Origin of the sequence: Massilia sp. UBA6681, assembly GCF_002454935.1 — a bacterium.
Taxonomy (GTDB): Bacteria; Pseudomonadota; Gammaproteobacteria; order Burkholderiales; family Burkholderiaceae_D; genus Telluria; species Telluria varians.
Genome location: NZ_DKJX01000084.1, coordinates 108108 through 134743, shown reverse-complemented (window position 1 = coordinate 134743; position 26636 = coordinate 108108). Strand labels below are relative to the sequence as shown.

Annotated in this window: 28 protein-coding genes; 5 read left to right on the top strand and 23 right to left on the bottom strand. The window is 65.3% G+C overall.

Translation table 11 applies throughout. The features are described 5' to 3' along the window. The 17 genes from B2R83_RS14655 to rpsB form a co-directional block, all read right to left on the bottom strand. Entirely contained in the window at positions 1-1206 is a 1206-nt protein-coding gene (locus tag B2R83_RS14655; protein ID WP_292042661.1) for an EAL domain-containing response regulator, read from the bottom strand. 51 nt (positions 1207-1257) lie between these two features. Further along, entirely contained in the window at positions 1258-2043 is a 786-nt protein-coding gene (locus B2R83_RS14650; protein ID WP_292042657.1) for a TrmH family RNA methyltransferase, read from the bottom strand. 10 nt (positions 2044-2053) lie between these two features. Beyond that, positions 2054-2701 carry a ribonuclease HII gene (rnhB, locus tag B2R83_RS14645; RefSeq protein ID WP_209586381.1) on the bottom strand — a complete coding sequence of 216 codons (648 nt, stop codon included), beginning with the start codon at positions 2699-2701 and terminating at the stop codon, positions 2054-2056. Between the two features lie 7 nt (positions 2702-2708). Further along, a complete protein-coding gene (gene lpxB, locus B2R83_RS14640; RefSeq protein ID WP_414674429.1) occupies positions 2709-3869 on the bottom strand; it encodes a lipid-A-disaccharide synthase in 1161 nt (386 codons plus the stop codon). Further along, the gene (gene lpxA, locus B2R83_RS14635) at positions 3853-4641 is read right to left on the bottom strand and encodes an acyl-ACP--UDP-N-acetylglucosamine O-acyltransferase (RefSeq protein WP_036207028.1); all 789 of its coding nucleotides are present in this window, start codon (positions 4639-4641) and stop codon (positions 3853-3855) included. Before lpxA ends, lpxB begins: the two co-directional genes overlap by 17 nt. A 1-nt stretch (position 4642) precedes the next feature. After that, positions 4643-5131, bottom strand: a complete 489-nt coding sequence (gene fabZ, locus B2R83_RS14630) for a 3-hydroxyacyl-ACP dehydratase FabZ (RefSeq protein WP_229413069.1) — start codon at positions 5129-5131, stop codon at positions 4643-4645. Further along, on the bottom strand, positions 5128-6177 hold the full coding sequence (gene lpxD, locus B2R83_RS14625; protein ID WP_292042653.1) for a UDP-3-O-(3-hydroxymyristoyl)glucosamine N-acyltransferase: 1050 nt from the start codon (positions 6175-6177) through the stop codon (positions 5128-5130). The genes fabZ and lpxD overlap by 4 nt, the downstream gene beginning before the upstream one ends. Before the next feature lie 63 nt (positions 6178-6240). Next, positions 6241-6756, bottom strand: coding sequence for an OmpH family outer membrane protein (locus tag B2R83_RS14620; RefSeq protein WP_292042651.1), 516 nt, complete (start codon positions 6754-6756; stop codon positions 6241-6243). 59 nt (positions 6757-6815) lie between these two features. Beyond that, positions 6816-9152 carry an outer membrane protein assembly factor BamA gene (gene bamA, locus B2R83_RS14615; RefSeq protein WP_292042647.1) on the bottom strand — a complete coding sequence of 779 codons (2337 nt, stop codon included), beginning with the start codon at positions 9150-9152 and terminating at the stop codon, positions 6816-6818. Between the two features lie 75 nt (positions 9153-9227). Further along, positions 9228-10568: an RIP metalloprotease RseP gene (rseP, locus tag B2R83_RS14610; protein ID WP_292042645.1), complete on the bottom strand. Its 1341-nt coding sequence runs from the start codon at positions 10566-10568 to the stop codon at positions 9228-9230. A 4-nt stretch (positions 10569-10572) separates the two neighbouring features. After that, on the bottom strand, positions 10573-11748 hold the full coding sequence (gene ispC, locus B2R83_RS14605; RefSeq protein ID WP_292042642.1) for a 1-deoxy-D-xylulose-5-phosphate reductoisomerase: 1176 nt from the start codon (positions 11746-11748) through the stop codon (positions 10573-10575). Between the two features lie 32 nt (positions 11749-11780). Next, positions 11781-12611 carry a phosphatidate cytidylyltransferase gene (locus tag B2R83_RS14600; protein WP_285377257.1) on the bottom strand — a complete coding sequence of 277 codons (831 nt, stop codon included), beginning with the start codon at positions 12609-12611 and terminating at the stop codon, positions 11781-11783. Positions 12612-12632: 21 nt separating this feature from the next. Continuing rightward, positions 12633-13385 (bottom strand): polyprenyl diphosphate synthase, encoded by a 753-nt coding sequence (gene uppS, locus B2R83_RS14595; RefSeq protein WP_036207009.1) that lies wholly within the window; start codon positions 13383-13385, stop codon positions 12633-12635. A gap of 103 nt (positions 13386-13488) precedes the next feature. Then, positions 13489-14049: a ribosome recycling factor gene (gene frr / locus B2R83_RS14590; RefSeq protein ID WP_285377262.1), complete on the bottom strand. Its 561-nt coding sequence runs from the start codon at positions 14047-14049 to the stop codon at positions 13489-13491. A 35-nt stretch (positions 14050-14084) separates the two neighbouring features. Next, the gene (gene pyrH / locus B2R83_RS14585) at positions 14085-14801 is read right to left on the bottom strand and encodes a UMP kinase (RefSeq protein ID WP_027865306.1); all 717 of its coding nucleotides are present in this window, start codon (positions 14799-14801) and stop codon (positions 14085-14087) included. 163 nt (positions 14802-14964) lie between these two features. Then, the gene (gene tsf, locus B2R83_RS14580; RefSeq protein WP_292042633.1) at positions 14965-15870 is read right to left on the bottom strand and encodes a translation elongation factor Ts; all 906 of its coding nucleotides are present in this window, start codon (positions 15868-15870) and stop codon (positions 14965-14967) included. Positions 15871-16024: 154 nt separating this feature from the next. Continuing rightward, positions 16025-16774, bottom strand: a complete 750-nt coding sequence (gene rpsB, locus B2R83_RS14575; RefSeq protein ID WP_036207002.1) for a 30S ribosomal protein S2 — start codon at positions 16772-16774, stop codon at positions 16025-16027. A gap of 276 nt (positions 16775-17050) precedes the next feature. On the opposite strand from rpsB, the gene map reads away from it, so the two are divergent. From map to B2R83_RS14560, 3 genes are read left to right on the top strand one after another with little or no spacing between them, the layout of a single operon-like run. Further along, complete coding sequence (gene map, locus B2R83_RS14570) at positions 17051-17887, top strand: type I methionyl aminopeptidase (protein ID WP_292042630.1); 837 nt, start codon at positions 17051-17053, stop codon at positions 17885-17887. A gap of 14 nt (positions 17888-17901) precedes the next feature. Then, positions 17902-20484: a [protein-PII] uridylyltransferase gene (locus tag B2R83_RS14565; protein WP_292042627.1), complete on the top strand. Its 2583-nt coding sequence runs from the start codon at positions 17902-17904 to the stop codon at positions 20482-20484. A gap of 23 nt (positions 20485-20507) precedes the next feature. Beyond that, on the top strand, positions 20508-21254 hold the full coding sequence (locus tag B2R83_RS14560; RefSeq protein WP_285377268.1) for a pseudouridine synthase: 747 nt from the start codon (positions 20508-20510) through the stop codon (positions 21252-21254). Between the two features lie 12 nt (positions 21255-21266). On the opposite strand, the gene B2R83_RS14555 is transcribed toward B2R83_RS14560, so the two are convergent. Continuing rightward, positions 21267-21515: a hypothetical protein gene (locus B2R83_RS14555; protein WP_292042622.1), complete on the bottom strand. Its 249-nt coding sequence runs from the start codon at positions 21513-21515 to the stop codon at positions 21267-21269. Between the two features lie 89 nt (positions 21516-21604). Further along, positions 21605-21952, bottom strand: a complete 348-nt coding sequence (locus B2R83_RS14550; RefSeq protein WP_292042621.1) for a GFA family protein — start codon at positions 21950-21952, stop codon at positions 21605-21607. Between the two features lie 117 nt (positions 21953-22069). Between B2R83_RS14550 and B2R83_RS14545 the strand changes: the two genes are divergently transcribed. Beyond that, complete coding sequence (locus tag B2R83_RS14545; protein WP_036206987.1) at positions 22070-22600, top strand: DUF488 family protein; 531 nt, start codon at positions 22070-22072, stop codon at positions 22598-22600. 6 nt (positions 22601-22606) lie between these two features. Here the strand turns inward: B2R83_RS14545 and B2R83_RS14540 are convergent, their stop codons facing one another. From B2R83_RS14540 to B2R83_RS14525, 4 genes are read right to left on the bottom strand one after another with little or no spacing between them, the layout of a single operon-like run. Continuing rightward, on the bottom strand, positions 22607-23335 hold the full coding sequence (locus B2R83_RS14540; protein WP_209586368.1) for an amino acid ABC transporter ATP-binding protein: 729 nt from the start codon (positions 23333-23335) through the stop codon (positions 22607-22609). Positions 23336-23349: 14 nt separating this feature from the next. Next, on the bottom strand, positions 23350-24045 hold the full coding sequence (locus B2R83_RS14535; RefSeq protein ID WP_209586367.1) for an amino acid ABC transporter permease: 696 nt from the start codon (positions 24043-24045) through the stop codon (positions 23350-23352). 19 nt (positions 24046-24064) lie between these two features. After that, a complete protein-coding gene (locus B2R83_RS14530; protein ID WP_209586366.1) occupies positions 24065-24760 on the bottom strand; it encodes an amino acid ABC transporter permease in 696 nt (231 codons plus the stop codon). A gap of 9 nt (positions 24761-24769) precedes the next feature. Continuing rightward, a complete protein-coding gene (locus B2R83_RS14525) occupies positions 24770-25600 on the bottom strand; it encodes an ABC transporter substrate-binding protein (protein WP_292042615.1) in 831 nt (276 codons plus the stop codon). A gap of 185 nt (positions 25601-25785) precedes the next feature. Here B2R83_RS14525 and xth point away from each other — a divergent pair, with 185 nt between their 5' ends. Further along, on the top strand, positions 25786-26583 hold the full coding sequence (xth, locus tag B2R83_RS14520; RefSeq protein ID WP_292042611.1) for an exodeoxyribonuclease III: 798 nt from the start codon (positions 25786-25788) through the stop codon (positions 26581-26583). Positions 26584-26636: the final 53 nt, after the last annotated feature.

Here is a 26636-nt window from a genome sequence, read left to right as displayed (position 1 = left end):
TCAGAAGAAGTGCCGCCAGTCCTCGAGCCAGCCGGGGAAGGCCCCCGCTTCCATCGGATTGGCAATGTGGTAGCCTTGGGCATAGGTACAGCCGAGGTTCTGCAGGAAGTCCCAGTCCTGGCGCGTTTCCACACCGACCGCGACCGACATGCGGTCCAGGCTGTGCGCGAGGCCGAGGCAGGAGCGCAGCACCGTGCCCAGCGGGCGCCGCTTGGAGGCGCCGTCGACAAAACTGCGGTCGATCTTCAGTTCGGTGAACGGGATGCGCGCCAGCAGTTGCAGGTTCGAGCGGCCGGTGCCGTAGTCGTCGATCGCCAGGCCGAAGCCCATCATCCGCAGGCGCACCAGGCGCTCGATGAATTCCGGGTCGGTGTTCAGCACCGAGGATTCGGGCATCTCGAAGGTCAGGTATTCGGGCAGGATACGGTGGCGCTGCACGCAAGCGGTGATCTGCCGCACGAATGCCGGGTGCGCCAGGGTCTCGGGCGCCAGGTTCAGGCTGATCGGAACTGGAATGCCCTGGTCCTGGAACCAGCGGCAACGCTCGCTGGAGAGCTCGATCATGCTCCAGTCGAGGAAATCGACGCGGTTGTTCTGCTCCAGCGCATCGATGAAGGATCCCGGCCCCAGCACGCCGTGCTCGGGATGGCGCCAGCGCGCGAAGGCTTCCAGGCCCTTCACCTGCCCGGTGGCGAGCTCGATCTTGGGCTGGAAGAAGGGCTCGAACTGGCGCTTCTGCAGGCCGATGCCGATCTCCTGGAAGGAAAAGCTCGGGCCCTTGGGCGCAGCGTTGCTGCGCGCCAGCGGGGTGTAGTTGTCGAGCAGGGGCTTGAGCTTGGCGGAGGTGATCGGCTTGGCCGTCGTGCCCAGCAGGTCGACGCCATAAGCCTGGGCCAGGGTCTCGACCGAGAACAGCAGCCCGGCCGGCTGAGCGCCGGTGACGATCAGGCGCAGGCCCTCTGCGGCCGCGCCCAGCGCACCAAGATTGCGGATCAGTTCCAGTCCGTCCATGCCCGGCAGCGCCAGGTCGACGATCGCGACGTCCACCTTCGGCGAGAAGCCGGCTTCCAGCCGCTGCAGCGCCAGGTGCCCATCCGGCACGTCGGTCACGCGGCGCGCGCCGAGTTGGCCGAGCAGCTCGACCAGCGTCCTGCGCTGGGCAGCGTCGGCTTCCGCCACCAGGAAGTGCAAATGCGCGATGTCCATCTCTGCTCCAGTTGATCAGCCGCCAGATTACCCTGAAGGCCGAGCCGTCGTCTACGCCTGCGTTTGCCGCAGCTGCTCGAAAAAGCACACCGCGGCGCAGGCGGCCACGTTCAGCGACTCCACCTTGCCGGCATGGGGGACGGCGACGCGGTGGGTGGCCAGCTCGAGCAGCTCCTGCGAGACGCCCTGCCCTTCGTGGCCCAGGATCCAGGCGACCGGGCGGTGCAGGTCGAGCGCGTACAGGCGCTCGGCAGCGTAGCCGCTGGTGGCCAGCACCGGAACGCTGGCCGCCCGCACCAGCGGCGCGAGCTCGATGTTCTCGAAGATGTCGAGCACGAAGTGGGCGCCCATCGCGGCGCGCAGCACCTTGGGCGACCAGCAGAAAGCGGTGCCCGGGCTGCAGTAGACCTGCTTGATGCCGGAAGCGGCGGCGCTGCGCAGGATCGAGCCGACGTTGCCCGGGTCCTGCACGCCATCGAGCAGCACGCTCGATTCGACCAGGCCGGGCGCCTTGGAGGGCACGGGCGAGGCGACCACGAACACGATGTGCACGCCGTGCTCGACCTGGCTGATGGCGCCGAACAGCGCATCCGGCAACGCCGTCACGTGCGCGTGCAAGGCCTCGACGCGCTCGACGATGGCGGCGACTTCGGGATTGCCGAGGGCGCCCTCCGACACCACGCAATGCTCGGGCGCGCCGCGCAGTTCGAGCCAGCTCTGGCACAGGTGGACGCCGTCGAGAAGGCTGGCGCCAAGCTTGCGGCGTGCCTGCGAGCTGGTGGCGAGCGCCTTCAGTTCCTTATAAAACGCGTTGTCGCGCGAGCTGACGTGCTTCATGCGCCGAACCTCATGCGGCGGCGAACAGGTCGGGCTGCAGCAGCCCGCGCACCGGCGCGAACGAGCGGCGGTGCACCGGCGACGGACCGTGCAGGCGCAGGCGTTCCAGGTGCAGCGGCGTCGAATAGCCCTTGTGCTGGTCGAAGCAGTACTGCGGGTATTGCGCGTGCAGCTGCACCAGCGCGGCGTCGCGCGCGGTCTTGGCCAGGATCGAGGCGGCCGAAATCGCATTCACCTTGTCGTCGCCTTCCACCACCGCGTGGGCGCGGATCTCCATCGGCGGGCAGCGGTTGCCGTCGATCAGGGCGATCGTCGGGACGGTTTGCAAAGCTTCCACCGCGCGGCGCATCGCCAGCATGGTGGCGTGCAGGATGTTCAGGGTATCGATCTCTTCGCAGGAGCACTCGGCGATGGCCCAGGCCAGGGCATGCTCCTTGATCAGGGGCGCCAGTTCGTCGCGGCGTGCTTCCGTCAGTTTCTTGGAGTCGCGCAGGCCCTCGATCGGCCGTTTCGGGTCGAGGATCACGGCGGCGGCGAACACGGGCCCGGCCAGCGGGCCGCGTCCGGCTTCGTCCACGCCGCATACGATGTCGGCGTCGGTAAACGGCCGCAGCCGTGGCGGCAGGCCTGGGTAGAGGTTGATTCGCTTCTTGCTCACTGTGTGCTCACTTCTTACGTCCAATCACGCGGAGCACTGCGTCCGCGCTCGCCTCGGCGCTGTTGCGCAGCAGGCTGTGATGCATGTCGGTGAAACGGCGCGCCAGCGCCTCGCTCCCGGCCGGGTCGTCCAGCTGGCGCCAGACCGCATCGGCCAGTGCCTGCGGCGTGGCCGCATGCTGAAGATACTCCGGAACGACGAATTCGCGCGCCAGGATGTTCGGCAGGCCGATCCAGGGCTGGTAGCCCATGTGGCGCATGATCTGCCACGAGGCGCCCATCACCTTGTAGGCGATCACCATCGGCTTCTTGAACAGCGCCACTTCCAGCGTCGCCGTTCCCGAAGCGACCAGCACCGCGTCGGCGGCGGCGATGGCGGCATGCGACTGCCCGTCGACCAGGCGCACCGGCACGTCGCTCAGGCCGGCCTTGTCCAGGATCTCGGTGTAATACGCGCGCTGGCGCTCGCCGGCCATCGGCGCGATGAACACCAGACTCGGGTCGCGCTGGGCCAGCAGCTTCGCCGCCGCCACGAAAGGCTCGGCCAGGTACTTCAGCTCGCCCATGCGGCTGCCCGGCATGATCGTCACCACGCGCGCGCCCTTGTCGATACCGAGCGCCTCGCGCGCGGCCGCCACGTCGGGTTTCATCGGAATCATCTCGGCCAGCGGATGCCCGATATAGGTCACCGGCACGCCGGCGGCGCGGTAGATCGCTTCCTCGAACGGGAAGATCACCAGCATGTGCGAGACGGCGCGCTTGATCTTCTTGATGCGTCCGCCGCGCCAGGCCCAGATCTGGGGACTGACGAAGTGGACCGTCGGGATGCCTTCCGCGCGCAGCTGTTCCTCCAGGCCCAGGTTGAAGCCCGGGTAGTCGGCGCCGATGAAGGCGGCCGGACGCTCGCGCAGCAGGCGGTCGCGCAGCGTGTTCTGGATGCCCTTGATCTCGCGGTAGCGCGGGATGATCTCGAACAGGCCACGCACGGTGAGCGTCTCGATCGGGACGTCGCTGTGCATGCCCTGCTCGATCATGCGCGGGCCGCCGATGCCGTGGAAACGCACGTTCGGCAGCTGCGGACGCAGGCCCGCCATGAGGCGCGCGGCGAGCATGTCGCCGGACACCTCGCCGGCGACCATCGCTAGCGAGACCTCAGCGGACGATGCCACGGGTGGCGCTGTCGAGGAATTCGCGCATGGCGCGGATATCGGCCGCGGCGGCGGCCTGTTCGGACTCGAGCGCCAGCAATGCGGCCTTGGCTTCCTCGAGGGTCAGGTTCGAGCGGTACACCAGCTTGTGGGCGCTGCGGATGCCGTCGATCTGCTCGCGGCTGAAGCCGCGGCGCTTCAGGCCTTCGATGTTGACGCCGCGCTGGCCGGCCGGGTTGCCCGACACCAGCACGAAGGGCGGCACGTCCTGGGTCAGGCTGGTGTACATGCCAACAAAAGCATGGGCGCCGATCTTGCAGAACTGGTGCACGCCGGCGTAGCCGGACAGGATGGCGTGGTCGCCCACGTGGACGTGGCCGGCCAGCTGCGCGTTGTTCGAGAAGATCGTGTGGCTGCCCACCTGGCAGTCGTGCGCCAGGTGCACGTAAGCCGAGATCCAGTTGTCGTCGCCCAGGCGGGTGACGCCGACGTCCTGGGCGGTGCCCAGGTTCATGGTGACGAATTCGCGAATGGTGTTGCCGTCGCCGATTTCCAGGCGGGTCGGCTCGCCCTTCCACTTCTTGTCCTGCGGCGCGGCGCCGATCGAACAGAACTGGAAGAATTTGTTGTCCTTGCCGATCGTCGTGTTGCCTTCGATGACCACGTGCGGGCCCACCACGGTCCCGGCGCCGATGCGCACGTCGGGGCCGATGATCGAATACGGGCCGACCTCGACCGAGCTGTCCAGCTCGGCCTTGGGGTCGACGATCGCGCTCGGATGAATCTTGCTCATATTACTGTCCTGCGGCTTCGTTGGCGCGGATGGTGCACATCAGTTCACCCTCGACCGCGACCTTGCCGTCGACGCTGGCGACGGCCTTGTACTTCCAGATGCCGCGCGACACGCGCAGGATCTCGACTTCCATCTTGAGCTGGTCGCCCGGCTCGACCGGACGCTTGAAGCGCGCGTTGTCGATGCCGACGAAATACACCACCGAATTCTCGTCCGGCTTGACGTTCATGGTCATGAAGGACAGGATCGCGGCGGTCTGCGCCATCGCTTCGATCATCAGGACGCCCGGCATCACCGGCTTGTGCGGGAAGTGGCCGTTGAAGAATTCTTCGTTGACGGTGACGTTCTTGATGGCGGTGATGCGCTTGCCCAGTTCGACGTCCAGCACGCGGTCGACCAGCAGCAGCGGATAGCGGTGCGGCAGGTATTCCTTGATCGCGTTGATGTCGAGGGTCTTGATGTCAGCGGTGGTCTGGACTTCGGTGGTCATTTTTGTTCTGTCAGTGTTTTGATGGTTTTTTCAAGCGTGCGGATCTTCTCGCGCATCGAGGCCAGGTTGCGCACGATGGCTGCGCTGCGCTCCCATTCGGCGTTCTTGGCCAGCGGGTAGAAGCCGGTGTACTGGCCCGGCTCGAGCACCGAGCGCGACACCATGCTGCCCGAGGAAATATGGACGTTGTCGGCGATCTCGAGGTGGCCCAGCACCATGGCCGCGCCGCCGAAGGTGCAGCCCTTGCCGATTTTCGCGCTGCCGGCCACGCCGACGCAGCCGGCCATGGCGGTATTGGCGCCGATGTGGCAATTGTGGCCGATCTGGATCTGGTTATCCAGCTTGACGCCGTCTTCGATGACGGTATCGGCCAGGGCGCCGCGGTCGATGCAGGTGTTGGCGCCGATGTCGACGTCGTCGCCGATCACCACGCGCCCGGTCTGCGGAATCTTGATGTACTTGCCGCCCTCGACCGCGAAGCCGAAGCCGTCGCCGCCGATCACGGCGCCGGAATGGATCACGCCGCGCGCGCCGATCACGCAGCGCGCGTGGAAGGTGGCGTTCGCGAACAGGTGCGTGCCCTCGCCGATGCGCGCGTCCGCGCCGATGAAGCAGCCGGCGTCGATCACGACGTGGGCGCCGATCACGGCGCCGGCTTCGATGGTCACGTGCGGGCCGACGTGGGCGGTCGGGTCGACCGTCGCATCCGGCGAGACCACGGCGCTCGGGTCGATGCCGGGCGCTTTCGGCGTCTCGGACAGCGACACGAAGTACTGCGCGGCGCGGGCGAAATAGGCGTAGGGGTTGGTCGTGACGATGCGCGCGCCCTCGTAGGTCGCGGCAACGCTCGGGTCGTCCAGCGGAGAGAGGATCAGCGCAGCGGCCTGGCTTTGCGCCGCCAGGGCGCGCAGCTTGCTGTTGCTGAGGAAGCTGATGTGGGAGGCGCCCGCGCTGTCGAGCGGCGCGATGGCCGAGACGATCAGGTCCGGGTCGCCGACGAGCTGTCCGCCGAAGCGCTCGACCAGGTCTTGGAGTCGAATGCCCATGTTGGAATGTCGGGTGTCAGTCAAAATGTGCTGCGTCTTTACTTGTGCTGCCGCCGGAGCGGATTACTTGTCCAGCAGCTTCAGGATCTTGTCGGTGATATCGATGCGCGGGCTCGACCAGGCGGCTTCGGCCAGCACGGCGTCCAGGCGCTCCTGCTCGGCGACCTGCTCGATGATCTTGTAGGCACGCGTCGCGATGGCGGCGCGCTCTTCGTTCTTGCGCTGCATGAGGTCTTCCTGGAACTCGCGCTGCATGCGCTGCACGTCCTTTTCCATGTTCAGCAGCTCGCGCGCGCGGCGGGTGCGTTCCACGTCGTTCAGGCCGGCCGCCTCGCCGTCGAATTTCTCCGACATCTGCTTGAGCTTGGTGACCGTTTCCTCGACCACCTTCTGGCGTTTCGAGAATTCGGCCTGGATGCGGGCATCGGCCGTCTTCGCCATCTTCGATTCGCTCATCAGGCGCTCGGTGGCGACGAATCCGATCCGACCGGTGCTCTGGGCCTGGGCCAGCGGCGCTGCGCACAGCGCGGCCAGCAGCAGTGTCCGGAGCAAAGGCCGGGGCAACGTGGCTTTCAGCATTTTCAACATCTTTCTCCGTATAACGGTGGGGCCTGACTGAACGGCCCCGTTCCGGCCGGTCAGAAGCCGGTACCCATCTGGAACTGGAAGCGTTCCAGTCGGTCGCCCGGCAAGGCGTTCAAAGGCTTAGCATAACTCAACTTCAGCGGACCGACCGGGGAAATCCACGACAGGCCGATGCCCGCCGAGAAACGCATCCGGTTCAGGCGGATCTTCTCTTCCTCCTGGTAGACCTGGCCGCCATCCACGAAAGTGAACCAGCGCAGGCTGCGGTCGGTGCCGCCGCCCGGGAACGGGAACTGCAGTTCGGCGTTGGCGATCAGGCGCTTGGAGCCGCCCACCGCGTCGTAGTAGTTCGGGTCGACCACGCCCAGCGAGGAGCTTTCGTAGCCGCGCACCGAGCCGATGCCGCCGGCGTAGAAGTTCTTGAACACCGGATAGTTGCTGCCGCCGATGCCCTTGCCGTAGTCGAACTCGCCGCGCAGCGCCAGGGTCATCCAGCGCGTCAGCGGACGCCACCACTGGTGTTCGTACACCAGGCGGTAGTACTTGGCGTCGCCCAACGCATCGATTTCGAGGTTGGCGCGCTGGTAGCGGCCGCGGGTCGGCGTCACCGCGCTGTCGCGAGTATCGCGGCCCCATGCGGCGGTCAGCGGGATGGCGTTGGTCTGGGCCTTGCCGATACCGTCGGCCGGGCCGCCGTTGTCCGCGACGAAGGTCTTGTACAGGGTCGGCGAGGTGATGTCGGTCTCGATCTGGGTGCGTTCCAGGCCGGCGCCGAAGAACACGGTATCGTTTTCCGAGAACGGCACGCCGAAGGTCATGGTGCCGCCGGTCTGGCGCACCGTGTACAGGCCGAGGTTGAGCGCCGGCGGGCGCATCGTGCGCAGGTAGAGCTGGAACGAGCGCGAGATGCCGTCGTCGGTGAAGTACGGATTGGTCTGCGAGAACGCGATCGTCCGGTTGTACTTGCTGGTATTCAGTTCCAGGCCGATGGTGTTGCCGCTGCCGGCGAAGTTGGCCTGCGAGATCGAGGCGGTGAAGGTGAACTTCTCCGACTGCGAGAACGCGCCGCCGATCATGAAGTTACCGGTCGGCTTTTCTTCGACCACCAGGTTCACGTCCACCTGGTCGGTGGTGCCCGGCGACTCCGGGGTCTCGACCTTCACTTCCTTGAAGTAGCCGAGGCGGTCGACACGGTCGCGCGAGAGCTTGACGCGGTTGGCGTCGTACCAGGAGCTTTCGAACTGGCGGAACTCGCGGCGGATGACTTCGTCGCGGGTCACGGTATTGCCCGAGATGTTCATGTGGCGCACATAGGCGCGCTTGCCCGGATCGATGAAGAAGGTGAACTTGGCTTCGCGCTTCTCGCGGTCGATCTCCGGGTTGGCAGTGACGTTGGCGAAGGCGTAGCCGAAGGAGCCGAGGCGGTCCGAGATCAGCTTGTTGGTCGCTTCCATCAGGTCGCCCGAGTAGGTCTTGCCCGGCTGGAGCAGGATCAGCTTGCTCAGTTCTTCTTCGCGGCCGAACATCTCGCCTTCCAGCTTCACGCCGGAGACGGTGTACTTCTCGCCTTCGGTGACATTGATGGTCAGGTAGATGTCGCGCTTGTCCGGGGTGATCGAGACCTGGGTCGATTCGACGTTCGCTTCCAGGTAGCCATTGTTCAGGTACAGGGACTTGATCGCCTCGAGGTCGCCGGTCAGCTTCTGCTTGGAGTACTGGTCGGCCTTCGAGTACCAGGTGAACCAGCCCGACTTGGACAGCTGCAGCACTTCGCGCAGCTGCTTGTCGCTGAAGGCCTTGTTGCCGACGAAGTTGATCTGGCGGATCTTCGCCACGTCGCCTTCGTCGACGTTGAACATGATCGTCACGCGGTTGCGCTCGATCGGGGTGACGGTGGTGGTGATCTTCACGCCGTACAGGCCGTGCGACAGGTACTGGCGCTTGAGTTCCTGCTCGGCGCGGTCCACGGCCGCCTTGTCGAAGATCTTGGTCTCGCCGACGCCGATCTCGCCCAGCGCCTTGACCAGCATGTCCTTCTCGAATTCCTTGGTGCCGGTGAAGTCCACCGAGGAGATCGCCGGGCGTTCCTCGACCAGCACCACCAGCACGCCGTTTTCCTCTTCCAGGCGGACGTCCTTGAAGAAACCGGTCGCGAACAGCGCCTTGATGGCGGTGGTCGCGCGGGCATCGTCCATGGTTTCACCCACGCGCACCGGCAGGTAGCTGAACACGGTGCCCGCTTCCGTACGCTGGATGCCTTCGACCCGGATGTCCTTGACCACGAACGGGTTGGCGGCAAGGGCATTGCCGGCGCACAGCGCCAGCACGGCTGCGCCAATCATGCTGCGACGGATGAACGGCAGGGCGAAACGATCAGGTTGTGAATTCATTGGCTGGATTTCTGGTCAGTCATTGGACAACGTAACTATTGTTTTTACCGGTGCGCGGCCCCTGCTTGGGCACCGCTAGAGCAACCGCACCAGGTCATTGAAGACGGCGAGCGCCATCAGCATGAACAGCAGGCCAACCCCGAAGCGCTGCGCATATTCTCCAACGCGCGCAGGGAGGGGACGCCCGGTCAAAACTTCCAGCGAATAATACAGTAAATGGCCACCATCCAGAACCGGAATTGGTAACAAATTCATTACGCCTAAGCTAATACTAATAAATGCGATGAACTGCAAATAGGTGGCCAGGCCGATGCGTGCCGTCTGTCCCGCGTAATCGGCGATGGTGATCGGGCCGGTGACGTTCTTCCACGAGGCTTCGCCGGTGATCATCCTGCCGATCATCTTGATCGTCATGACGCTGGTCTCCCAGGTCCGCTCCGCGCCCTTGGCAATTGCCTCGAAGGGACCCGAGCTCACGGTGACCATCTCGACCGGCTGCGACAGCATCACCTTGGCGACGCCGCGCCCGCTGGCCGCGTCCTTCTCGGGCGTGACCGCGACACTCAAGACGCGCCCTGCCCGCTCGACCTCCAGCTGCACGGTGCGGCCGGCCGCCGCACGCATGGTCTCGGTGAAGACCAGGCCGTCCTCGACCGCCTTGCCGTCGGCGCGCAGCACCAGGTCGCCGGCCTGCAGGCCGGCGCGTTCCCCCGCCCCGCCCGGCAGCACCTTCTCGATGCGGGCGCGCGCGCGCCACAGGTCCAGGCCCAGCGCTTGCGTCACGTCGCCTTCGACATCGAGCTGTGCGATGCGCTGCGCGGGGATGGTGGCGTTGTAGCTGCCGCCGCCCTGGGCGCGCAGCTCGAGGCGCGCATCAAGCTTGTCCACGGTGGCGTGGATGATCTGCCAGCGCAGCTCGGCCCAGGACTGGACCGGGTTGCCGTTCACCGCCACCACGGTGTCGCCGCCGCGCACGCCTGCCAGCTGCGCCGCCGTGCCCTGGGGCGCGGCGCGCAGGCGCGCCGAGGGTTCCTCGACGCCGTGCATGAACAGCACCGCCATCAGGCCGATGGCCACCATGAAGTTGGCGAGCGGGCCGGCCGCCACGATGGCGATGCGGCGCCATACGCTCTGGCGGGTGAACTCGCGGTGCAGTTCGGATTCGTCCTTCGGCGCCGTCTCGGGGTCGCGGCTGTCGAGCATCTTGACGTAGCCGCCCAGGGGCAAGGCCGAGATCGCCCACTCGGTCTGGTCCGGCCCGAAGCGGCGCGACCACACCACCCGGCCCATGCCGATCGAGAAGCGCAGCACCTTCACGCCGCAGGCACGGGCTACCAGGTAGTGCCCGAGTTCGTGCAGGACGATCAGCGGTCCGAGGGCCAGGGCAAAAGCCAGGATGGTATAGAGCAGGCTCATGGTTTCAAGCCCGCAGGCGAGCGATCACGTCTTGCGCCGCGGCGCGGGCGCGCGCATCCTGGGCCAGCACCGCCTCGATCGAGGGTGCGGGACCATGCGGCACGGCGTCCATCACCTGGGCGATGACGCGGTCGATGTCGCGGAAACCGATCTCGCGCTCGAGGAAGGATTGCACCGCCACTTCATTGGCGGCATTGAGCAGGGCCGGCGCAGTGCCGCCCGCGCGCAGCGCGTCGAACGCGAGCGCCAGGCAAGGGAAGCGCGCGAAGTCGGGCTGGTGGAACTGCAGCGCGGCCATCGCGGTCAGGTCGAGCTGGGGCACGCCGGAAGCGATCCGTTCCGGGAAGGCCAGCGCGTGCGCGATCGGGGTGCGCATGTCGGGGTTGCCCAGCTGGGCCAGCACCGAGCCGTCGGTGTAGGAGACCATCGAGTGGATCACGCTCTGCGGGTGGATCACCACTTCGATCAGGTCGGCCGGCGCCCCGAACAGCCAGTGGGCCTCGATCACTTCCAGGCCCTTGTTCATCATGGTGGCCGAATCGACCGAGATCTTGCGGCCCATGACCCAGTTCGGATGCTTGCAGGCTTCGTCGGGCGTCACCGCCTCCAGGGTCTCGACGGCGCGCTGCAGGAAGGGACCGCCGGACGCGGTGAGCAGGATCTTGGCCACGCCGGCCGCCTGCGGGTCGCGGGCGTAAGTGGCGGGCAGCGACTGGAAGATCGCATTGTGCTCGCTGTCGATCGGCAGCAGGGTCGCACGGTGCTCGCGCACCGCGTCCATGAACAGCTGGCCGGACATGACCAGGGCTTCCTTGTTGGCCAGCAGGACCTTCTTGCCGGCGCGCGCTGCCGCCAGGGTCGGCGCCAGGCCGGCGGCGCCGACGATGGCCGCCATCACGGTGTCGGTGTCCGGGCTGGAGGCGATCTCGCACAAGGCCTGCTCGCCATGGTCGACCTGGATGTCCAGGCCCGCCAGGAGCTGCGCCAGGCGCTCTGCCCCTTCCGCCGTGCCGACCACGGCGCGCGCCGGCTTGACGCGGCGGCAGGCGTCGGCCAGTTCTTCCACGCGGCCGTGCGCGCTCAGCGCGTACACGCGGTAGCGGTCGGGGTGGCGGGCGAGAACGTCGAGGGTCGAGGCGCCGATCGAGCCGGTGGCGCCCAGGATGGTAATGCGCTGCATTGCGGGATTCCTTTATTGCTGGCAGCTTGCTGCTAGAGCCGGGAGCCGATCAGGGCTGCCAGGGGCAGGACCGGGACGAGCGCGTCCACGCGGTCCAGCACTCCGCCGTGGCCAGGCAGCAGGTTGCTGCTGTCCTTCATGCCGGCGCGGCGCTTGAGCTGGGATTCGAACAGGTCGCCGACCACGCTGGCCGCGACGATGAGGATGAGCACCACGTACAGTGCGGCCCAGCCGAGGCTGGCCTGCACCTGCGCGGCAAAGGTGCCGGCCATCGCGTCGCCGCCCAGCGCGATGCTGAGGGTGGCCAGGACCAGCACGGCGATGCAGCCGCCGATCGCGCCTTCCCAGGACTTGCCCGGCGAGATCGAGGGCGCCAGCTTGCGCTTGCCAAAGGCCTTGCCCGAGAAGTAGGCGAAGATGTCGGCGGCCCAGACGATGGCCATCACCGACAGCAGGTAGAGCGGCGACAGGCGGTACATCTCGACGATGGCCGCGAAGCAGCCGACCACGGCTACGGCGTAGACCAGGCTGAGGAAGGTGTTGGCGCTGCTGTTCAGCGGCGGCAGGCCGAGCTTCAGGGACGGCGCGAAGCGCAGCGCCCACACCAGCACGCTGATCGCGAACCAGAAGGTCGGGTTCGGGCTCGGCGCGATGAAGAAGGCGTAGACGAAGGCCGCGGTCCAGAAGGCGGCGATCAGCGGCGCCTTGGCGGTCTCCGGATTGAACAGGCGGAAGCACTCCCAGATCGCCGCCCCGAAGAAGATCGAGGCGACCACCGCGAACGCCGTGTAGTTGTTGAAGTACAGGACCGGCAGCAGGACTGCCAGCAGTGCGAGCGCGGTGAGGATCCGGGTTTTCAGCATTGTCGATATGGGCTTCGGGTCTTAAACCTTGGACTTCTTCGCGACCTGGTCGCCGGTCTGGCCGAAGCGACGCTCGCGCTGCTGGAAGGAGTCGATCGCTTCGTCCAGCGAGGCTTTGGAAAAGTCCGGCCAGAAGGTCTTGGTGAAATACAGCTCGGAATACGCGAGCTGCCACAACAGGAAGTTCGAGATGCGTTCCTCGCCGCCGGTACGGATGAACAGGTCGGGCTCGGGCGCGTAGGCCATGGCCAGGTGCGGGGCCAGCATCTCTTCGGTGAATTCGGTCACGCCGGGATTGGCCGCCACCATCTTGCCCGTTGCCTGCATGATATCCCAGCGGCCGCCATAGTTGGCGCACACGCTGACCGTGAGGCGGGTGTTGTTGGCGGTGCGGCGCTCGGCCGCGGTGATCATTTCCTGCAGCTTGGCGTCGAAACGACTCAGGTCGCCCACAACCTTCAGGCGGATGTTATTGGCATGCATCTTCGCGACTTCGCGCTCGAGCGCGGTGACGAACAGGCGCATCAAGAGAGAGACTTCCTCGGCCGGACGGCGCCAGTTTTCGGACGAAAAGGCGAACAGCGTCAGGTATTCCACGCCGCGTTCGACGCAGTGCTCGACGACACCGCGCACCGCCTCCACGCCCTTGACGTGGCCGGCCACGCGCGGCAGCAGGCGTTTGGTCGCCCAGCGCCCATTGCCATCCATGATGATGGCGATATGGCGCGGCACCTTCGGCGCTTCGGGAATGACAGTGGTCGAACTTTTGAACATCTTTGCTTCCAGCTGGGTCTTAAAGGGAGTCGGACCGGCCGCGGCATCGAAACCGGGACCGGTCCGCCTGGGCGCGAGTGAGGATCGCTCGCGGTGCCCAGTATTACACCGTCATGATGTCTTTTTCTTTTTCGGCCAGCAGCTTGTCGATTTCGGCAACGAACTTGTCGGTCAGCTTCTGGATCTCGTCGGCCGAGCGGCGCTCGTCGTCTTCCGACGCGGTCTTGTCCTTGACCATTTTCTTGACGGCTTCGTTGGCGTCGCGACGGATGTTGCGCACGGCAATCTTCGCGTCCTCGCCTTCCGACTTGGTCAGCTTGACCATTTCCTTGCGGCGCTCTTCGGTCAGCGGCGGGGTCGGCACGCGGATCATGTCGCCCTGCGAGGACGGGTTCAGGCCCAGGTCGGAGTCGCGGATCGCCTTTTCGATGGTGCTCCCCATTTTCTTCTCGAACGGCGCCACGCCGATGGTGCGGGCGTCGATCAGGGTCAGGTTGGCCACCTGCGACAGCGGGACCGGCGAACCGTAGTACTCGACCATCACGGAATCGAGGATGCCGGCGTGGGCGCGGCCGGTACGGACCTTGGCCAGGTTGGCCCGCAGGGTCTCGATGGACTTGGTCATGCGCTCCTGCGCGTTCTTCTTGACGTCAGCTAAGGACATGCTGCACTCCTATATTTTAATTTTTGAAACGAAACTCAAACGTGTACCAGTGTACCCTCGTCTTCACCCATGATCACGGCTTTCATTGCGCCGGGCTTGACGATGGAGAAGACCTTGATCGGCAGTTTCTGGTCACGGCACAGGGCGAACGCGGTAGCGTCCATCACCTGCAGGTTCTTGGCGATCGCCTCGTCGAAGGAGATCGAATTGTAGCGGGTGGCGCTCGGGTCCTTTTTCGGGTCGGCGGTGTAGACGCCGTCGACCTTGGTTGCCTTCAGGACGATCTCGGCCGAGATCTCGGCGCCGCGCAGGGCGGCGGCGGTGTCGGTGGTGAAGAAGGGATTGCCGGTGCCGGCGGCGAACACCACGACCTTGCCCTCTTCCAGGTACTGCAGGGCCTTCGGGCGTACGTAGGGCTCGACCACCTGCTCGATGCTGATCGCCGACATCACGCGCGCGGTGATGCCCACGTGGCGCATCGAATCGGCCAGGGCCAGGGCGTTCATGACGGTGGCGAGCATGCCCATGTAGTCCGCGGTGGCGCGGTCCATGCCCTGGGCGCCCGGGGCCACGCCGCGGAAGATGTTGCCGCCGCCGATCACGACCGCCACCTGCACGCCCAGCTTCGCCACTTCCGCCACGTCGGCGACCATGCGGTCGATGGTTGCGCGGTTGATGCCGAACTGGTCGTCACCCATCAGCGCTTCGCCAGACAGTTTGAGGAGGACTCGTTGGTAGGCTGGTTTTGTCATGATGAAGCGGCTCCTATGTTGTGTTTCGAATTCGGGTCCGATCGCCGGCTCGTGGCTGGCGATCTCATCTGCAATACAGATGGCTGTTCGGGCTGCCGCGCCCTACCTACCGACGCGCGCGGCAGCACCCTACAAAAACGGGCCTTACGGCCCGCTTTGTTGATTACTGCTTGTTGGCAGCCATCTGGGCTGCGACTTCTGCTGCGAAGTCGTCCACCTTCTTCTCGATGCCTTCGCCGACGACGTACATCGTGAATGCCTTCACGCTGGCGTTCGAGGCCTTCAGGTACTGCTCGATCGACTGCTTGTCGTTCTTCACGAATGCCTGGTTCAGCAGCGAGACTTCCTTCAGGTACTTCTGCACCGAGCCGTCGATGCGCTTGGCGACGATCTCGGCCGACTGCGGCTGCTTGCCTTCGGCGACGGCCTTGTCGGCGTCTTCCTGGGCTTTCAGCTGAGCAACCGAACGCTCTTTCTCGATCAGTTCAGCAGGCACTTGCTCCGCCGACAGGGAAACCGGCTTCATTGCAGCGATGTGCATCGCCACGTCCTTGCCGACCTGGTCGTCGCCTTCGAACTCGACCATGACGCCGATGCGGGCGCCGTGCAGGTACGAAGCCAGCTTGGCGGTGGTTTCGAAGCGCTGGAAGCGGCGAACGGTCATATTCTCGCCGATTTTACCGATCAGTGCCGTACGCACGTCATCGAAGGTCTTGCCGTCGTGCGGCAGGGCTGCCAGGGCGGCGACGTCGGCCGGGTTCTGCTCGGCGACCAGGCGAGCTGCCAGGTTGGCCATGGCCAGGAAGTCGTCGTTCTTGGCGACGAAGTCGGTTTCGCTGTTGATTTCAACCAGCGCGCCGATGTTGCCCGAAATGTAAGCGGCGACCACGCCTTCGGCGGTGATACGCGATGCTGCCTTCGATGCCTTGCCGCCCAGTTTGACGCGCAGGATCTCTTCGGCACGGCCCATGTCGCCTTCGGCTTCGGTCAGTGCCTTTTTGCATTCCATCATCGGCGCGTCGGTCTTCGCGCGCAGTTCACCAACCATCGCTGCGGTAATAGCTGCCATGTTGAATTCTCCCAAATATTTGATGTAGAGGCCCACATGTCCCACGGACATCCGGACGATAATTTATTGCTAAGCGTCGTGCTTAAAAAAAGGGGCGCTCGTGCTATGGCTCGGCGCCCCTTCTAATACTCAGGCAGGTCTCACCTGCCCTGCATTATGCCTGCTCGGAAACTTCGACGAAGTCGTCGCCAGCGGCCTTGACCATCTCGACGACTTCGTTGGTGGCGTTGGCGCGGCCTTCCAGGATCGCATCGGCGACGCCGCGTGCGTACAGGGTGATCGCCTTCGACGAGTCGTCGTTACCCGGGATCACGTGGGTGACGCCTTCCGGCGAGTGGTTGGTATCGACCACGCCGATGACCGGGATGCCCAGCTTGCCGGCTTCGGTGATGGCGCCCTTGTGGTAGCCGACGTCGACGACGAAGATCGCGTCAGGCACGCCGCCCAGCTCCTTGATGCCGCCGATCGACTTCTGCAGCTTGACCATTTCGCGCGAGAACATCAGCGCTTCTTTCTTCGACAGCTTCTCGACTTCACCCGACTCGACCAGGGCTTCCATGTCCTTCAGGCGCTTGATCGAGGTCTTGATGGTCTTGAAGTTGGTCAGCATGCCGCCCAGCCAGCGCTGGTCGACGTAAGGCACGCCTGCGCGCTGCGCTTCGGCGGCGATGATGTCGCGGGCCTGGCGCTTGGTGCCGACCATCAGGATGGTGCCGCGGTTTGCCGAGATCTGCTTGATGGTCTTCATCGCATCCTGGTACATCGCCATGGTCTTTTCCAGGTTGATGATGTGGATCTTGTTGCGATGACCGAAGATGAACGGCGCCATTTTCGGGTTCCAGAAACGGGTCTGGTGGCCGAAGTGGATACCGGCTTCCAGCATTTCACGCATAGTAACGGACATGTAATTCTCCAGGGTTGGGTCTTGAACGTAGCCAGTCACCTAGCAGGCACCCTTTGGCGGCCACGTTCGCGATTTCATTTAAAAGATGATTTTTACAACATTGCTCGATGCGAATACGAGCAACCCGAGATTCTAGCGGGATTTGGTCCGCTTTTCAAGGTGTGCGTGCGGGATCGACACCGGATCCCCGGCTTCGGCGGGACGACCGGCCCACCTACGGGGACCCGCCATCCCTTATAATGGCGCAATATCACCACATTTTTGCAGGAAAAGAACATGGCCTCCATCCCCAAGACCCCGGAAGAAATCGAAGGCATGCGCGTCGCCTGCCGGCTCGGCTCGGAAGTGCTCGACTACATCACGCCTTTCGTCAAGCCCGGCGTCACTACCGGCGAACTGGACCGCCTGGCCAAGGACTACATGATCAACGTGCAGGGCACCGTCCCGGCCACCCTGAACTACGCGCCGCCGGGCTACCCGCCCTTCCCCGGCTCGATCTGCGCCTCGGTCAACGACGTCATCTGCCACGGCATCCCGGGCGACCGCGTGCTCAAGAGCGGCGACGCGCTGAACATCGACATCACCCCGATCACCAAGGAAGGTTTCCACGGCGACAACAGCCGCATGTTCCTGGTCGGCGAGCCCTCGATCCTGGCCAAGCGCCTGTCCGAAGTCACCTTCGAGTGCATGTGGCTGGGCATCGCCAAGGTCAGGCCGGGTAACCGCCTGGGCGACATCGGCTTCGCGATCCAGCAGCACGCCGAGAAGCACGGCTACAGCGTGGTGCGCGAGTTCTGCGGCCATGGCGTGGGCCGCGTGTTCCACGAAGAGCCGCAGGTGCTGCACTACGGCCGCCCCGGCACCGGCGAAGAGCTGGTGCCCGGCATGATCTTCACCATCGAGCCGATGATCAATGCCGGCCGCCGCGAGATCCGCGAGATGCCGGACGGCTGGACCATCAAGACCAAGGACCGCAGCCTGTCGGCGCAGTGGGAGCACACCGTGCTGGTCACCGAGACCGGCGTCGAGGTGCTGACCATGTCGGCCGGCAGCCCGCCGCCCCCAAGCATCGTGCTGCCGCTGCTGGACCAGGGCGCCGCCGTCCCGGCCTGAGCGAAGGAATCGACATGGGCCAGCCCGCGCTCCTCGACAGTTCGCGTGCCGAATTGCGGCAACGGCTCAAGGCCGAGCGCCAGGCCCTGATCGACGCCTTCCACCAGGACGGCAAGCCGGAAAAGCTGCTGCGCGGACTGCGCAACTGCGTCGACGGCATCCTGCTCGATGCCTGGCGCGCGGCCGGCCTGCCCGCCAATACGGCGCTGGTGGGCGTGGGCGGCTACGGCCGCGGCGAACTCTTCCCCTATTCCGACGTCGACCTCCTGGTCCTGCTGGGCCAGCCGGCCGACGCCCTCACCCAGGCCAAGCTGGAAAGCCTGGTGCAGCTGTTCTGGGACCTGGGCCTGGAAATCGGCCACAGCATCCGCACCGTGGATGAGTGCCTGGTCGAGTCGCGCGCCGACATCACGGTGCAGACCAGCCTGCTGGAAGCGCGCCTGGTGGCCGGCGACGAACTCCTGTTCGACGAGCTGCGCCGGCGCTACCGCGAGGCCCTCGACCCGCAAGCCTTCTTCCAAGCCAAGACCGCCGAGATGCGGCTGCGCCACGCCAAGTACGAGTACACCGCCTTCGCCCTCGAGCCCAACGTCAAGGAAAGCCCGGGCGCGCTGCGCGACCTGCAGGTGATCATGTGGGTGGCCAAGGCGGCCGGCCTGGCCGAATCCTGGAGCCAGATGGCGCGCGCCAAGCTGATCACCCGCGCCGAGGCGCGCCAGCTGATGGAAAAGGAGTACGCCTTCAAGGACATCCGGGTGCGCCTGCACCTGCACACCAAGCGGCGCGAAGACCGGCTGGTGTTCGACGTCCAGACCGCGATCGCCAAGACCTTCGGCCTGGAGAACGCCGAAGGACGCCGCGCCAGCGAATTCCTGATGCAGCGCTACTACTGGGCGGCCAAGGTGGTCACCCAGATGAACACCATCATGCTGCAGAACATCGAGGCGCAGCTGTTCCCGCGCCCGGCGGCGAAGCTGCCCATCGGCGGCGACTTCCAGGCGCACTTCAACGAGGTCAACGGCTTCATCGACATCGCGCACGACGACACGTTCGAGCGCCATCCCTCGACGGTGCTGGGGGTCTTCGTGGCCATGACCGAACGCCCCGACATCAAGGGCATGACGGCGCGCACCATCCGCGCCCTGTGGCATGCGCGGAACGTGATCGACGATGAATTCCGGGCGAATCCAGCCAACAAGGCCCTGTTCCTGCGCATCCTGAAGGCCCCGGTGGGCCTGCTGCACGCGCTGCGGCGCATGAACGACATGGGCGTGCTGGGCCGCTACCTGCCGGCCTTCCGCAGCATCATCGGCCAGATGCAGCACGACCTGTTCCACGTCTACACGGTGGACCAGCACATCATGATGGTGGTGCGCAACCTGCGCCGCTTCACGATGCCCGAGCACGCCCACGAATACCCGTTCTGCAGCGGGCTGATCGCCAATTTCCGCGACCGCTGGCTGCTCTACGTGGCCGCCCTGTTCCACGACATCGCCAAGGGCCGCGGCGGCGACCATTCGGAGCTGGGCATGCAGGACGCGGCCGACTTCTGCCGCGGCCACGGCATCGGCGAAGAAGATACCGAACTGGTAGTGTTCCTGGTGCAGCAGCACCTGACCATGTCGACGGTGGCCCAGAAGCAGGACCTGTCGGACCCGGACGTGATCCAGGCCTTCGCCAACCTGGTGAAGGACGAACGCCACCTGACCGCGCTCTACCTGCTCACGGTCGCCGACATCCGCGGCACCAGCCCGAAAGTCTGGAATGCCTGGAAGGCCAAGCTGTTAGAGGACCTGTACAAGGTGACCCTGCGCGTGCTGGGCGGCGAGCCGCACAGCGCCGACCGCGAACTGCGCGCGCGCCAGAAAGAGGCGCTGGCCACCCTGCGTCTGTTCGGCCTGTCCGCCACCGCCCACGAGCCCCTGTGGAAGCAGCTCGACGTGGTCTATTTCCTGCGCCACGATGCCTCCGACATCGCCTGGCAGACGCGCGCCCTGCACGACAAGGTCGACAGCGACAAGCCTGTGGTGAAGGCGCGCCTGGCGCCGATCGGCGAAGGCCTGCAGGTGGCGGTGTACGTGAAGGACCAGCCGGACCTGTTCGCGCGCATCTGCAGCTACTTCGACCGCAAGAACTTCAGCATCCTCGACGCCAAGATCCACACCACGCGCCACGGCTACGCGCTCGACTCCTTCCTCGTCACCGAGGACAACTTCGCCGGCAGCTACCGCGACATCATCAGCCTGATCGAGCACGAGCTGTGCGCGCAGCTGCTGGCCCAGGAAGCCCTGCCGCCGCCGACACGCGGGCGCCTGTCGCGCCTGTCGCGCACGTTCCCGGTCACGCCAACGGTCGACCTTCGACCCGACGAGCGCGGCCAGTTCCACGTGCTGTCGGTAGCCGCCAACGACCGCCCCGGCCTGCTGTACGCGATCGCCAGCGTGCTGACGCGCTACCGCATCAATTTGCACACCGCCAAAATCATGACCCTGGGCGAGCGTGTCGAGGACGTGTTCCTGATCGACGGCGCCGCGCTCAACAACCCGCGCAGCCAGGTGCAGCTCGAGACCGACCTGCTCGATGCCCTCAAGATTTAACCTTCTTTTTCCTTGTTTTTCCGATGACCGAACCTGTCCGCCTCTCCAAACGTATGTCCGAACTCGGCCTGTCCTCGCGCCGCGAAGCCGATGACTGGATCGCCAAAGGCTGGGTGCGGGTGGACGGCAAGGTCGTCTCCGAGCTGGGCAGCAAGGTGCTGCCGCACCAGAAGATCACCGTCGAGCGCCAGGCCGCGGCCGAGCAGTCCAAGCGCGTGACGGTCCTGATCAACAAGCCGGTCGGCTATGTCAGCGGCCAGGCCGAGGACGGCTACAAGCCGGCCGTCACCCTGATCAAGCCGGAGAACCGCTGGCCGGACGATCCTTCGCCCGAACAGTTCCACCCGACCCAGCTGCGCAGCCTGGTCCCGGCCGGGCGCCTGGACATCGACTCGGTGGGCCTCTTGGTGCTGACCCAGGACGGCCGCATCGCCAAGCAGCTCATCGGCGAGAACAGTGCGGTCGACAAGGAATACCTGGTGCGGGTGCAGTACACCAAACCCGGCACGCTGCCGGACGCCGACCTGAAAAAGCTCAACCACGGCCTGTGGATGGATGGCAAGCCCCTACTGCCGGCCAAGGTGCGCTGGCAGAACGAGGACCAGCTCAGCTTTACGCTGAGGGAAGGCCGCAAGCGTCAGATCCGCCGCATGTGCGACATGGTCGGGCTGAAGGTGCTCGGCCTGAAACGCGTGCGCATCGGCAAAGTCAAGCTGGGCGAGCTGCCGCCGGGGCAGTGGCGCTACCTGCGCCCGGACGAGCAGTTCTGAGGGCTGCCGGCCTTATTGGCCGACGCAGATGATCCTGGTGTCGTACTCCTGGGCATTGCCCTTCTTTTGCTTCGCCCAACGGATCACCTCTTCGACTTCGGCGACCGTCATCACGGTCGCTTTTTCCTTGTTTCGGATAAAGGACACGCCTTCGAACTTGCCCTCCTTGCTGCGCATGACCCTGGCAAACACGGGGGGTTTCTTGCCTTCGTCGGTGCGCTTGTTTTGCTGGACGAGGTAACGCTGGTCGATGTTTTCCATGCTGGTGTCGTACGTGTGGGAATCGGGGGCGCATTGTACGGCGTATCGGCGTTTGGCACGAGCGCCCACGATGGGACAAGGCGAAATAGTCAGTGCGCGCGCCCGTCATAATGGTGTACCGGAACGCTGTCCAGGTCGAGGTTCTCGACACAGCGCAGGTTCACCGCCGCCATCGCATTTCCCTTCGGATCGACTCCCTCGCCATAAGGATGGATACCGCAGTTCGGGCAGAAGCGGTGCTTGATCACGTGCTGGTTGAAGGTGTAGGTGCTGGCCGCCTCTTCCGGCGTCTTGAGGCGCAGCTTGTCGCGCGCGATAAACCATAGCAGCGAACCCTTGCGCCTGCAGATCGAGCCGTTGCAGGCCAGGGCGCCGTCGATTTCCCCTTCCGCTTCGAATGCCACCTGCCCGCAGTGGCAGCTTCCTTCGTAAATCATCCCGGTCTCCTCGTTGTCGTTGTCGAACCGGCGTAACGCTATCACATCCGCAGTTGCGCGCCGCAAAACGGGCCGGCGGGCGACAATGGCCGCGACACAGCCGAGGAGGAATCAGGCATGGAAGCGGTCTACACGATCGGCCACTCGAACCGCCCGATCGAGGAATTCATCGGCCTGCTGCGCGAGCACGGCATCGAGCGTGTGCTCGACATCAGGACCGTGCCGAAGTCGCGCCACAACCCGCAGTTCGGGCAGGACCAGTTGCCGGATTCGCTGGCCAAGGCGGGCATCGGCTACGAATACATCCGCGAACTGGGCGGCCTGCGCAAGGCGCGCAAGGACACGCCGAACGGCGCCTGGCGCAATGCCTCGTTTCGCGGCTATGCGGACCACATGCAGTCGCCGGAATTCAACGAGCACGTCGACATCGTGGCGCGCATGGCGCAGTCGACACGCTGCGCGCTGATGTGCGCCGAGGCCGTGCCCTGGCGCTGCCACCGCTCGATGGTGGCGGACGCGCTGGCGGTGCGCGGCGTGCCGGCCGAGCACATCATCAACAAGGGCAAGACCAAGCCGCATACGCTCACGCCTTTCGCCCGGGTCAGCGGAACCCAGATCCTGTATCCGCCCGAAGCGCCGACGGAATAAGGCCGCTCAGGCGCGCCGGCGGTCCGCCAGGAACTGCTGCGCGCGCGGGTGCTGCGGATGGGTGAAGAAGTCTTCCGGTTTGGCGCGCTCGAGGATCTGCCCTTCGCTCATGAAGATGACCCGGTCCGCGACCTCGCGCGCGAAGCCCATCTCGTGGGTCACGCACACCATGGTCATGCCCTGCCCCGCCAGCGAACGCATCACCCCCAGCACCTCGCCCACCATCTCCGGATCGAGCGCGCTGGTCGGTTCGTCGAACAGCATGATCGGCGGACGCATCGCCAGCGCGCGGGCGATCGCCACGCGCTGTTGCTGGCCGCCCGAGAGCGCGTTCGGGTAGGCGTCACGCTTGTGCGCCAGGCCGACCTGTTCCAGCAGTTGCATCGCGTATTCGCGTGCTTCCTTCGGCGTGGATCGTTTCAGGTTGACCGGCGCCAGCGTGCAGTTCTCCAGCACCGTCAGGTGCGGGAACAAGTTAAAGTGCTGGAATACGAAGCCGATGCCCGCGCGGAGAGAATTGACGTCGAGCCCCTTGGCATGGATGTCGCGACCGTCGATGGCGATGCTGCCGCCATCGATTTCTTCCAGCCGGTTGAGCGTGCGGATCAGGGTCGACTTGCCGGAACCGGAAGGGCCGCACACGACCACGACTTCGTTCTTCTCCACGCGTTCGCTGACATCGCGCAGCGCATGGTAATCGCCGTACCACTTGTTGACTTTATCGAGAACGATCATCGTTCACACCCTTTTTATTGAAGCTGCACGGCGCGCTTGCTGGACAAGCGGCGCTCGAGCAGGAAGGCCAGGCGGGACAGGCCGAAACAGAGGATGAAATAGGTCAGCGCCAGGATCAGGTACACCTCGACCGCCTGCGTGAACACCAGGGTATTCACTTGGGTGGCGATGAAGGACACTTCCGACAGGCCGATGATGTAGCCGAGCGAGGTCGCCTTGATGGTCGAAACCAGCTGGCTGACGATCGAGGGCAGGCCGTTGCGCAAGGTCTGCGGCAGCACCACCAGGCGCAGCGCCTGCGGGTAGGACAGGCCCAGCGAGCGGGCGCTTTCCAGCTGCCCCTTCGGCAGCGCGCGGATGCCGCTTGCGACGATCTCGGCCAGGTAGATGCCGTCGAACAGCACCAGCACCATCAGCATGGTGGTCGCCTGTCCGGTCTTGACGCCGGTGACGGCCGGCAGGAAGAAGTAGACCCAGAACACCACCAGCAGCAGCGGCACGGCGCGCACCAGCTGCACCAGCGCGGCGGTCGGCCAGCGGATCGCGCGCTGGCTGCTCACGCGCGCCACGCCCAGCAGCAGGCCGAGCGGCATCGCCAGCAGCAGCGCGCCAAGCGACAGCAGCACGGTCAGCGCCAGGCCGCCCAGCGGGCCTTCCGGATACTGGCCGACCAGGAAATACAGCCAGTAGGTGTCGATGAGTTCAATCATTGCGTTCAGCACGGGCGCCTCATGCCGGACGGACCGGGTAGCGCCGCTGGAACAGCCAGGCGGCGAAGGAAATCAGGAGCGACACGCTCAGGTAGGCCAGGGTGGCGAAGCTGAAGGCTTCCAGGCTGCGGAAGCTGCTGGTTTCCACGCGCGCGGCCTGGTACATCAGTTCGGCGGCGCCGATGACGGTGGCCACGCTGGTGTCCTTCCACAGGTTGACGGTCTGCGACAGCAGCGGCGGGGTCGCCGCGCGGAAGGCCTGCGGCAGCAGCACCAGGCGCACGCTGGCCAGGCGCCCAAGGCCCAGCGAACGGGCGGCCTCCAGCTGGCTGGGCGGCACGGCGCGAATGCCGCTGCGGATGTCTTCGGCCATGTGCACGCCGCTGTACAGCGACAGCGCGATCACGGCGCACACGGCTTCGGGGTTGTGCGCGTACAGGAATTCGCGCGCGCCCTCGGGCAGCAGCTCGGGGAAGGCGAAATACCAGAACAGCAGGTGCGCCAGCAGCGGCACATTGCGGATCGCTTCGATAACTGTCGAAGCGATTGCGCGCGCCAGCGCGAAGCCGGAGGTGCGCATCACGGCGAGGATGGCGCCGAACGGCAGGGCAATCACGAAACTGGCTGCCGTCAGCTGGAGCGACAGGATGAGACCCTGCACCAGCCAGTCATGGTACTGGCCGGATTGCAGGATGCTGGGGTCGAAAAACTGCAAGGCTCGGACTTAGATCTTGTCGGTGCTGATCTTGAAGCTGCGCTTGGCGATGTTGGGGCGGGTGCCCGGGCCGTACCACTTGTTGAACAGCTTCTCGGCTTCGCCGCTCGCTTCCAGGCCGCGCAGGGTCTCGTCGACCACCGCCTTCAGGTTCTTCTCGCCCTTGCGCAGGCCGAGCGCGATCGACTCGACGCCGATGCTGGTCGGTAGGATGGTGAAGCCCTTGGCGGCCGCGCCCAGCTTGCCGTAGTCGGCCAGCAGCGAGGATTCGTCGTTGACGTAGGCAACGCCTTTGCCCTGGCGCAGGGCCTGGAAGGCCTGCTGGGTGTTCTCGAAGGTGACCACCTCCACATTCGGCACCGCCTTGCGGATATTGGTTTCCTGGGTGCCGCCGCGCACCGTGACGACCTTCTTGCCGGCCAGCTGGGGCAGCGCGGTGATGCCGCTACCCGCGCGCACCATGACCTTCGAGCCGGTCACGAAGTGGGTCAGCGCGAAGTCCACCTGCGATTCGCGTTCCTTGTTGTGGGTGAGCGTGGCGGCCAGCACGTCGACGTGGCCCTGCTGCAGCTCGGGGATGCGGGCGGACACCGACATCTGCTTGAACCTGGGCGTGACGCCGATCTTCTTCGCGACCGCGGTGGCGATGTCGATCTCGTAACCCACCAGCTGGCGGGTCTTGGGATCGATGAAGCTGTTCGGCTCGTCGGTGCCCAGCACGCCGAACACGATCTCGCCTTTCTTCTTGATGTCCGCGAGCTGGTCGGCCTGCGCGGCGGACGCAAACATGGTGGCGGACAGGGCGACTGCGCCAATGACGATGTGACGGCGGGTGAACATGTTCTTCTCCAACTGCAAAAAACTTCGATCACAGCAGTATAGAGCATGATCTTGCATGGCCGAACGATCAATTAGCCATAAGAAAATGCGTTCTCGACTATAAGCACCGAGAAATCTTCAGTCGTCCATGTTGATGCTCCGGCATGCTAGAGTGGCAAGTAATGGATAATGTATGTGGAGGCAAGATGCTGGTGGTAACCTACAACGTGAATGGCATCGGCGCTCGGTTAAGCGCCCTGCTCGAGTACCTCGAAGAACGCCAGCCGGACGTGGTCTGCCTGCAGGAGCTGAAGGCGCCGCAGGAGAAATTCCCGGAGGCGGCGATCTTTGAGGCCGGCTACCACGCGATCTGGCACGGCCAGAAGAGCTGGAACGGCGTCGCCATCCTGACCCGCGACGGCCCGGCCCAGGAGCTGCAGCGCGGCCTGCCGGGCGACCCGACGGACGAGCAGAGCCGCTACATCGAGGCGGTCTACCAGGGCCTGGTCGTCTGCGGCCTGTACCTGCCGAATGGGAACCCGGCGCCCGGCCCCAAGTTCGACTACAAGCTGGCCTGGTTCGAGCGGCTGATCGCGCGCGGCGCCGAGCTGCTCGAAGCCAAGGTGCCGGTCGTGATGTGCGGCGACTTCAACGTGATCCCGACCGAGCTCGACGTCTACAAGCCGGAGCGCTGGGTGGACGACGCCCTGTTCCGCCCCGAGTCGCGCGCCGCCTTCGAACGCCTGATGTCGCAGGGCTGGACCGACTCGCTGCGCGCCCTGTACCCGGACCAGGTGATCTACACCTTCTGGGATTACTTCCGCAACGCCTTCGGGCGCGATGCCGGCATCCGCATCGACCACCTGCTGCTCAGCCCTGCCCTGGCGCCGGCGTTGCGCGCCGCGGGCGTCGACAAGTTCCAGCGTGCCAAAGAAAAGCCGAGCGACCACGCGCCGACCTGGGTCGAACTGGACATGGATGCGGTCGTGCAGCCAAAGGCTTGAGCGTTATCGAGTTGCAAAGTTTGCGGTAACATGCTGGTCCGTTTCATGACCAG

Excerpts from the sequence above, each read along its gene's own strand:
- B2R83_RS14655 (WP_292042661.1), bottom strand. The coding sequence starts at position 1,206 with ATGGACATCGCGCATTTGCACTTCCTGGTGGCGGAAGCCGACGCTGCC.
- B2R83_RS14650 (WP_292042657.1), bottom strand. The coding sequence starts at position 2,043 with ATGAAGCACGTCAGCTCGCGCGACAACGCGTTTTATAAGGAACTGAAG.
- lpxA (WP_036207028.1), bottom strand. The coding sequence starts at position 4,641 with ATGAGCAAGATTCATCCGAGCGCGATCGTCGACCCCAAGGCCGAGCTG.
- fabZ (WP_229413069.1), bottom strand. The coding sequence starts at position 5,131 with ATGACCACCGAAGTCCAGACCACCGCTGACATCAAGACCCTCGACATC.
- lpxD (WP_292042653.1), bottom strand. The coding sequence starts at position 6,177 with ATGGGCATTCGACTCCAAGACCTGGTCGAGCGCTTCGGCGGACAGCTC.
- B2R83_RS14620 (WP_292042651.1), bottom strand. The coding sequence starts at position 6,756 with ATGCTGAAAGCCACGTTGCCCCGGCCTTTGCTCCGGACACTGCTGCTG.
- bamA (WP_292042647.1), bottom strand. The coding sequence starts at position 9,152 with ATGAATTCACAACCTGATCGTTTCGCCCTGCCGTTCATCCGTCGCAGC.
- rseP (WP_292042645.1), bottom strand. The coding sequence starts at position 10,568 with ATGAGCCTGCTCTATACCATCCTGGCTTTTGCCCTGGCCCTCGGACCG.
- ispC (WP_292042642.1), bottom strand. The coding sequence starts at position 11,748 with ATGCAGCGCATTACCATCCTGGGCGCCACCGGCTCGATCGGCGCCTCG.
- B2R83_RS14600 (WP_285377257.1), bottom strand. The coding sequence starts at position 12,611 with ATGCTGAAAACCCGGATCCTCACCGCGCTCGCACTGCTGGCAGTCCTG.
- uppS (WP_036207009.1), bottom strand. The coding sequence starts at position 13,385 with ATGTTCAAAAGTTCGACCACTGTCATTCCCGAAGCGCCGAAGGTGCCG.
- frr (WP_285377262.1), bottom strand. The coding sequence starts at position 14,049 with ATGTCCTTAGCTGACGTCAAGAAGAACGCGCAGGAGCGCATGACCAAG.
- pyrH (WP_027865306.1), bottom strand. The coding sequence starts at position 14,801 with ATGACAAAACCAGCCTACCAACGAGTCCTCCTCAAACTGTCTGGCGAA.
- tsf (WP_292042633.1), bottom strand. The coding sequence starts at position 15,870 with ATGGCAGCTATTACCGCAGCGATGGTTGGTGAACTGCGCGCGAAGACC.
- rpsB (WP_036207002.1), bottom strand. The coding sequence starts at position 16,774 with ATGTCCGTTACTATGCGTGAAATGCTGGAAGCCGGTATCCACTTCGGC.
- map (WP_292042630.1), top strand. The coding sequence starts at position 17,051 with ATGGCCTCCATCCCCAAGACCCCGGAAGAAATCGAAGGCATGCGCGTC.
- B2R83_RS14565 (WP_292042627.1), top strand. The coding sequence starts at position 17,902 with ATGGGCCAGCCCGCGCTCCTCGACAGTTCGCGTGCCGAATTGCGGCAA.
- B2R83_RS14560 (WP_285377268.1), top strand. The coding sequence starts at position 20,508 with ATGACCGAACCTGTCCGCCTCTCCAAACGTATGTCCGAACTCGGCCTG.
- B2R83_RS14555 (WP_292042622.1), bottom strand. The coding sequence starts at position 21,515 with ATGGAAAACATCGACCAGCGTTACCTCGTCCAGCAAAACAAGCGCACC.
- B2R83_RS14550 (WP_292042621.1), bottom strand. The coding sequence starts at position 21,952 with ATGATTTACGAAGGAAGCTGCCACTGCGGGCAGGTGGCATTCGAAGCG.
- B2R83_RS14545 (WP_036206987.1), top strand. The coding sequence starts at position 22,070 with ATGGAAGCGGTCTACACGATCGGCCACTCGAACCGCCCGATCGAGGAA.
- B2R83_RS14540 (WP_209586368.1), bottom strand. The coding sequence starts at position 23,335 with ATGATCGTTCTCGATAAAGTCAACAAGTGGTACGGCGATTACCATGCG.
- B2R83_RS14535 (WP_209586367.1), bottom strand. The coding sequence starts at position 24,045 with ATGATTGAACTCATCGACACCTACTGGCTGTATTTCCTGGTCGGCCAG.
- B2R83_RS14525 (WP_292042615.1), bottom strand. The coding sequence starts at position 25,600 with ATGTTCACCCGCCGTCACATCGTCATTGGCGCAGTCGCCCTGTCCGCC.
- xth (WP_292042611.1), top strand. The coding sequence starts at position 25,786 with ATGCTGGTGGTAACCTACAACGTGAATGGCATCGGCGCTCGGTTAAGC.